At 60.0% G+C, this 6,276-nt stretch carries 5 protein-coding genes; 4 read left to right on the top strand and 1 reads right to left on the bottom strand.

Translation table 11 applies throughout. From position 1 onward, the window contains the following. The 3 genes from VII69_04020 to VII69_04010 all read left to right on the top strand — a co-directional run. On the top strand, positions 1–2,374 hold a 2,374-nt coding region (locus tag VII69_04020), incomplete at its 5' end, for a hypothetical protein (GenBank protein HEY5094268.1). Positions 2,375–2,419: 45 nt separating this feature from the next. Next, the gene (locus VII69_04015; protein ID HEY5094267.1) at positions 2,420–3,004 is read left to right on the top strand and encodes a hypothetical protein; all 585 of its coding nucleotides are present in this window, start codon (positions 2,420–2,422) and stop codon (positions 3,002–3,004) included. A gap of 148 nt (positions 3,005–3,152) precedes the next feature. Continuing rightward, complete coding sequence (locus tag VII69_04010; GenBank protein ID HEY5094266.1) at positions 3,153–4,220, top strand: hypothetical protein; 1,068 nt, start codon at positions 3,153–3,155, stop codon at positions 4,218–4,220. Positions 4,221–4,309: 89 nt separating this feature from the next. Here VII69_04010 and VII69_04005 read toward each other — a convergent pair whose 3' ends face one another. Further along, positions 4,310–4,999, bottom strand: coding sequence for a TIGR02453 family protein (locus tag VII69_04005; protein HEY5094265.1), 690 nt, complete (start codon positions 4,997–4,999; stop codon positions 4,310–4,312). Between the two features lie 90 nt (positions 5,000–5,089). Here VII69_04005 and VII69_04000 point away from each other — a divergent pair, with 90 nt between their 5' ends. Continuing rightward, the gene (locus VII69_04000; protein ID HEY5094264.1) at positions 5,090–6,145 is read left to right on the top strand and encodes a hypothetical protein; all 1,056 of its coding nucleotides are present in this window, start codon (positions 5,090–5,092) and stop codon (positions 6,143–6,145) included. The last annotated feature ends 131 nt before the right edge of the window (positions 6,146–6,276 follow it).

The raw sequence follows: 6,276 nt of genomic DNA, 5'->3' as shown, positions 1-6,276 counted from the left end.
TGACGGCGGCGCGCACTGGACGAAGATATCGGTCAACCCCGGCTTCGCGGCGGGCCCGCTCGGCAAGATGGGCGTCGCGGTAGCGGCAAACAACCCGCGGGTCGTCTACGCAACCGTGCAAGCGCACGAGGGCAGCGTTTTCCGATCGAGCGACGCCGGTGCGACGTGGCGGCGGGTCAACAGCGAATGGAAGCTGCGCCAGCGAGCCTTCTACTACATGGCCATCTATGTAGACCCGACGAATTCCAACATCATCTATGCGCCGGAGGTCGACGGACTATTGAAATCAACCGACGCGGGCAAGACTTGGAAGCCTGCTATGCCGCCAGGCGACCATCATATCTTATGGATCAATCCCCATAACCCGAAGATCATGCTGGAAGGCGATGACGGCGGCGCGACGGTTTCCGTCGACGGCGGCGATACATGGAGCACCGAACTCAACCAGCCGACGGGGCAGTTCTATCACATCACGCTCGATCGGCAATTTCCGTTTCACGTCTACGGCGCGCAGCAAGATGAGGGCGCCTTTGAGGGGCCGAGCGCATCGAATGAAGGCTTGACTCTGGGGCAGTGGCACACGGTCGCGCTCGGAGAAAGCACGTATATCGCGGTCGATCCGCGCAACCCGAGCATCACTTATGGCAGCGGCTACGACAGCTCGTTCGCACGTCTTGACACCTCGACGGGTGAGGAGAAGAACGTGAGCCCGTGGCCCGAATACATGTCCGGAGCATCGTCGGGTGAGACGAAGTATCGCTTTGGATGGACGCACCCCGTGCTGTTCTCCCCGGTCAAACCCACCGAGCTCTTTGAAGCGGCGCAAGTCGTCTTCAAGAGCGACGATTTCGGACAGACGTGGTCCACGATCAGCCCGGATCTAACGCGCGACGACAAGAGCAGCGAAGCGCCAAGCGGCGGACCGATCGATTTGGATCAAACCGGCGTTGAGACGTTTCCCGATATCGCGTCTTTGGCGATCTCGCCGCTGACGGCGGACGTCATGTGGGCAGGTTCGGCAGACGGACTCGTGCACGTCACGACCGACGGCGGCGCCCAATGGAATCTCGTAACGCCGCCGGACCTGCCTCAGTGGGCGCAGATCAGCAGCATCGAACCCTCGCATACCGATCGCGCCACGGCATACGTGACCGCATCGCGCTTCATGTGGGACGATTTCCATCCCTACGTCTATAAGACGACGGATTACGGCGCGCATTGGAGCTCGATGACCATCGGCTTGCCGCACGACCAATACGTCTTCGTCGTGCGTCAAGATCCCCGCGAACCTCGCGTGATGTTCGCCGGCACGCGCAGCACGGTCTACGTGAGCTTGGACGGCGGTGCGCAATGGCAGTCGCTCGGCCTAAAGCTTCCCGGCGTGCAGGTGCGCGATATTGCGGTCGATGCGCGCCAGGGTGACGTCGCGGTTGCCACGCACGGACGTGCCTTCTGGATCTTGGACAACCTGGCTCTGATCGAGCAGCTGGCGCGCGCCACCGATCTCGATGCGACGACCGCTCAACTCTTCGCACCCGAGACCGCGTGGCTTTCGTACGCGTACGGCGGCGGCAATTTTCCGATTCCGGATAGCGGCGACAACCCCGACTATGGGGCAACGGTCTTCTTCGATGTTCCGCGCGACTACAAAGGCACAACGCCGGCCACGCTCTCGATCCTGGATGCAAACGGCAAGACCGTACGCACCTTCATGCTGCACTTACGCGACAAGCGGGAGAAGAAACTTTCACCAACAGCGCTTGCCGGCTTAGATCAAGCGAGCCAGATGGCGTATGGCTTGCACCGGCTCACCGCGATCGATACCGGGATGAATGCCTTCCAGTGGGATTTGCGTTACGCGCCCGCGACGGAAGTGCGTGGACTGCACATCGAGACTACCGATGACTTCAGCGACGCGATGATCGGGCCCACCGCGCTTCCTGGAGCTTATAACGTCGAGTTCGCCTACGGGGGAAAGACCATGCGGCAACCGTTGCGGATCGAGCTCGACCCGCGCCTGCATCCCGGGCCGGACGACCTGACGGCCCGGTTCGCACTGGCGACCCGAATCAGTACAACGCTCGATACGCTCAACAGCGCCGTCAATTCCGCGCTCGCCCATCGCGGCACGCTTTCAGCCGCGAAGCGAGCGCAGGTTGACAGCGTAATAGATGACCTCGTACAATTCAAGGTCCTCTCAAGCGAAGGCGATCTGCTGCACGAGCTGCATACGCGCGATCATCTCGCTTTCTTGATGAACTCGCTCGACCTCGCATACCAGGCGCCGACGCCGGCGGAATATGCGACCTACAACGACCTTCGCGCTGAGGCCGATGCGGCTCTCAATCGGCTCCGGGGGATTTTGGGGCCTTGAGTCACACAGACAACGGAGTCGCCACCATTCGAGGAGCCTCGTAATATGTTTCTGTCAGATCCGCCGGCAGACGACGCCGTCCGGGCACTATTCGATGAGGCGGAGTCGGAAGACGGCTACGTCATGAACTATATGCGGCTGTGGGCGTGGCGGCCCGACGTTCACGTCGCCTTCACCGAGGCACGACAGCTTCTCGCATCGACGGCGCTGCTTTCCGCTCGCGAAATTGCGATCCTCAACTCGGCCAGCGCCTCTCGGATCGGGGACGCATACTGCTCGATCGCTTGGGGCGCCAAACTCGCCAATCTCAGCGACACCGGAACCGCCTCTGCGATTCTGCAAGGAGTCGATGCTCCGGCGCTCACAAAGCGAGAGCGTGCCTTAGTCGCCTGGGTCTCGGCGGTAATTGACGATCCGAGCGCTACTACTCGCGAGGACGTCGACGCGCTGAAGGCAGCCGGCCTCTCGGATGGGGAGATCTTTGAAGCAACGCTTTTCGTCGCTTTTCGTCTCGCGTTCTGCTCGATCAACGGCGCGCTAGGAGCGCGGCCCGACCGACAACTCGCACAGGAAACGCCACCCGCCATTTTGTCGAGCGTGACGTTCGGTCGCGCCGTGGACGAAGCGTAGCGCAGACCGGTTGCCAAGGTCATCGCATTTTGTCTCTGGAAGTCCAAAACTGTTTCGGCGGACCGTCGCCAGGTATGTGGCGGGATAACCGATCCCGTTTTCGCATTTGGCCTTCCGCTTCGATTGTTTCAACGAGGGGATCAAACGTATGCGAATTTCATCGCTCGGCAAGTATGCGCTAGGCGCATCGGTTGCGCTCGTGTTGAGTACAGGCTGTTCCGGTACCGGCCCGCAGACATCGATCAATCACAGCGGCGCGGATCTGACCGCGCAACAGTTCATCCCGCGGCTGCAATTAGGAGAGAATGACGTTGGATTGTCGTACCGCGCGCTGACGCCGGGCGCTCAATTCCGGCCGCTGAATCGACTTTCGCAGGCCGTCAGCTACAACGCGTGCCCAGCGTTCCCCATTCTCTTCATCTCGGATCCCACGACCCCCGAAATCTACATCTTCACCGCGCGGGAGAATCTCGGCGGACAGGTTCTGTGCGGCGCTATCCTTGGACACGGCTTGTCTAAACCCCAAGGTCTCGACCTCGACAAGCGGGGCCGTCTTTACGTTGCCAATTCCGGCGCATCGAACATCTTGATCTTCCCACCGCCGTACGTCGGCGTGGCGCCGCTGGTGATGAACGATCCTGGCCAAGTGCCGGTCGGCGTGGAAGCTGATTGCGGCAAATTTGTCTGGGTCACGAATTTGATGACAACCATCGGTGGTACGGGAACCATCACCAAATATCCGCCGGGCGGAGCCGCTGGGACGTTTGCCGATCCTGCGGCGTCGCGCGAGTACGTTCCGACCTGCGACCCCGCGAATAACGTCTATACGACATATTTGGATTCGAGCGGCGTGGGGCATGCCAACAAATTCCCATTTCCGCTTTACGCTCCGGTCGGTCAAGTAGGGGTCACACTGGCCTTCCCCGGCGGCGCCGACTACGAAGATGGTACGCTCCTTCTCGGCGACCAGCTCGGAAGAACGATAGTCCCGTGCCCAGGCGGGGCATCGCCGTGCGGCGCTCCAATTCTGCTGAATGCGGCGGGCGATCCGGTCACGTTCGATCTCAACGCTCGCGACGACGATGTTTTCACTGCCGACTCAATGCTTGACGGCTTTCAAGAATACGACTATCCGTCGGGTGCATTCGACGACGGTTTCTTCTTAAGCCCGCACCAGTTTGTCGGCGTGGCTTTATGGAAAGACGATGAGCCTTAAACCAGACCTCTACGGCGCCCGCCGCGACCGCGGGCGCCAAATGGCGGCGCTATCGCCGAGAAGGAGGTAAAGGAAAGAAGCGTGACCGCTTACGTAAGTTCGCGGCCGTAGGCGAGCAGCGGTTTCGCTTTCTTCGCGAGCGCAACCATCTTATCGACGAGATATCTGCTGCTAACGTCTTTGTCGGACAGCTTCTCGCTGACGATGAACGATTCAATGCGAAAATATTTCTCAATCGGGCTGCCGGCGCAATGTTCGAAGCCGCGCGGCATTCGTTTGAGCGCTTCGCTCTGGTCAGAAAGCTTCAAACCGTTCCGCTCTAGAGCCCGAATCATCGCTTGAAACCGCTTCGGGTCTTCAGCCATAGCGGTGCGCCACCTGAGCAAAACCGGCTTGTCGAGCTGATAGAAGGCGATCGCCATGAACGATTTCTTCGGCTCGATGTGGACGTAGAGTCCCCCGGATTCATCGTGACTTCCGCGGGTCGAGAGAAATGCGCCGAGATTGGTCTTGTAGGGACTCTTGTCTGCCGAGAACCGGATGTCGCGATAAATGCGAAAGGTCGAGCGCATCGGATCGGCGCCGATCTGTATTTTCGCTTTTCGCATCGCATCGGTCGCGTCGGCGACCAATGCCTGGAGCGGTTCGAGCAGTTCGCGCTCGTAGATGGGCTTGCGCGGCGCAAACCACGCGCGATCGTTGTTCTTCGCAAGGTCGCGCATGAATTTCAGCGCCGTCGGCGAGAACCCGGAGAATTGTTTCAAAGTTGTCGGCGTCATGTGCGGCCAGTTCCAGCCTCAAATGGCCCGCTCCCTGCGAGGTTCGATCGTCATGCGGAAAGAACGAGATCTAGAGCGGAGGGCCCCCACATGCATATGACCATCGTAAAGCGTGCCGTTGCGTTCGCATTGGCAGCGTCGATGAACTCGTACCCGCTTCCGAGCAGTGCCGCCGAAAGCAACACCGCAAACATCGCCGTTCGCGATGGCTGTTTGAACCAATGGATGTTCGACGGCGTGTGGCGCGTTCGCGCGACGGCATTTGCGCGACATGTCGTCGGTGGCCAACAAACCGGCTGGGACGTCACCGAGCAATGGAGGAACGGCACCGATCAGACGCTCGCACCCGGCACCGGCACATTTGCTCTCAGTCAACAGCTCGAGTTTCAGAAAGGCGACAAAACCGGCGCCTTGGACTCGACGACGGGGACATTGTCACAGCAAGACGTCGACTACCACGACTTTCCGCCGTCCGCACAATACACGCACGTGCAGGTCTTTCTCACCACCAATGTGGACCCGAACGACAAACCCGCAGCCGTCATCGTCGCGTTTGATGCGGCAAAGCTATCGCAAGTCGCGAACCGGCCGCACTTCTCGGTCAGTCCGCCAAATTACCGGATCAAGTTCGCGTGCACCCCAAGCGAACTGGCGCACGCGACCGCGCAAGGCGGATCGCAGGAAGTGGCGGCGCACGAAGGGTGCCTAAACACGTGGATTTCTGATGGAATGTGGCGCGTGCAAGTCGTCAAGCTATCGCCGGATCTCGATACTTCGTCTAATCAGCAATTGGGATGGGCGGTGACCGAGAATTGGACGAACTCGACGAAACGCAGCATGACGCCCAACGACTCCTTCGTCCTCGATCAGCAGCTCGTGTTGTCGAACGGCGACACGATCAGTTCCAGCAACTCGACCGTTACGACGCTCACCGCCCAAAAGCTCGACTATCGAGCCTTCGCTCCGGGCTCGTCGTACACACACGTCCAGCTGTTTCGAAATTCTCAGGAAACATACGACGCGGCCAACAAGCCCGTCAAGCTGCTGCTCCTCTTCGACGTTAAAGCACTCGCCAATGCGACGAACGGGCCAAAGTACTCGCCGCCGACGCCGAATATCCGGATCAAACTCGAATGCCCAAACTAAGGTGACGAAGTCAAGAATACGTGATCAGGGAATGGCCGTATCGAGGACTTGGCCGGTCATGTTGCCTTCGACGGCGGCCAGATACGTTTGAGCCACTTTCGCGGCCGGCACGCCAGGTTGCGGATCCATGT

It is taken from the genome of Candidatus Eremiobacteraceae bacterium (assembly GCA_036511855.1).
Taxonomy (GTDB): Bacteria; Vulcanimicrobiota; Vulcanimicrobiia; order Eremiobacterales; family Eremiobacteraceae; genus JABCYQ01.
Note: the sequence above shows the minus strand (reverse complement) of the source record. Positions and strands in the feature narration are given on the sequence as shown.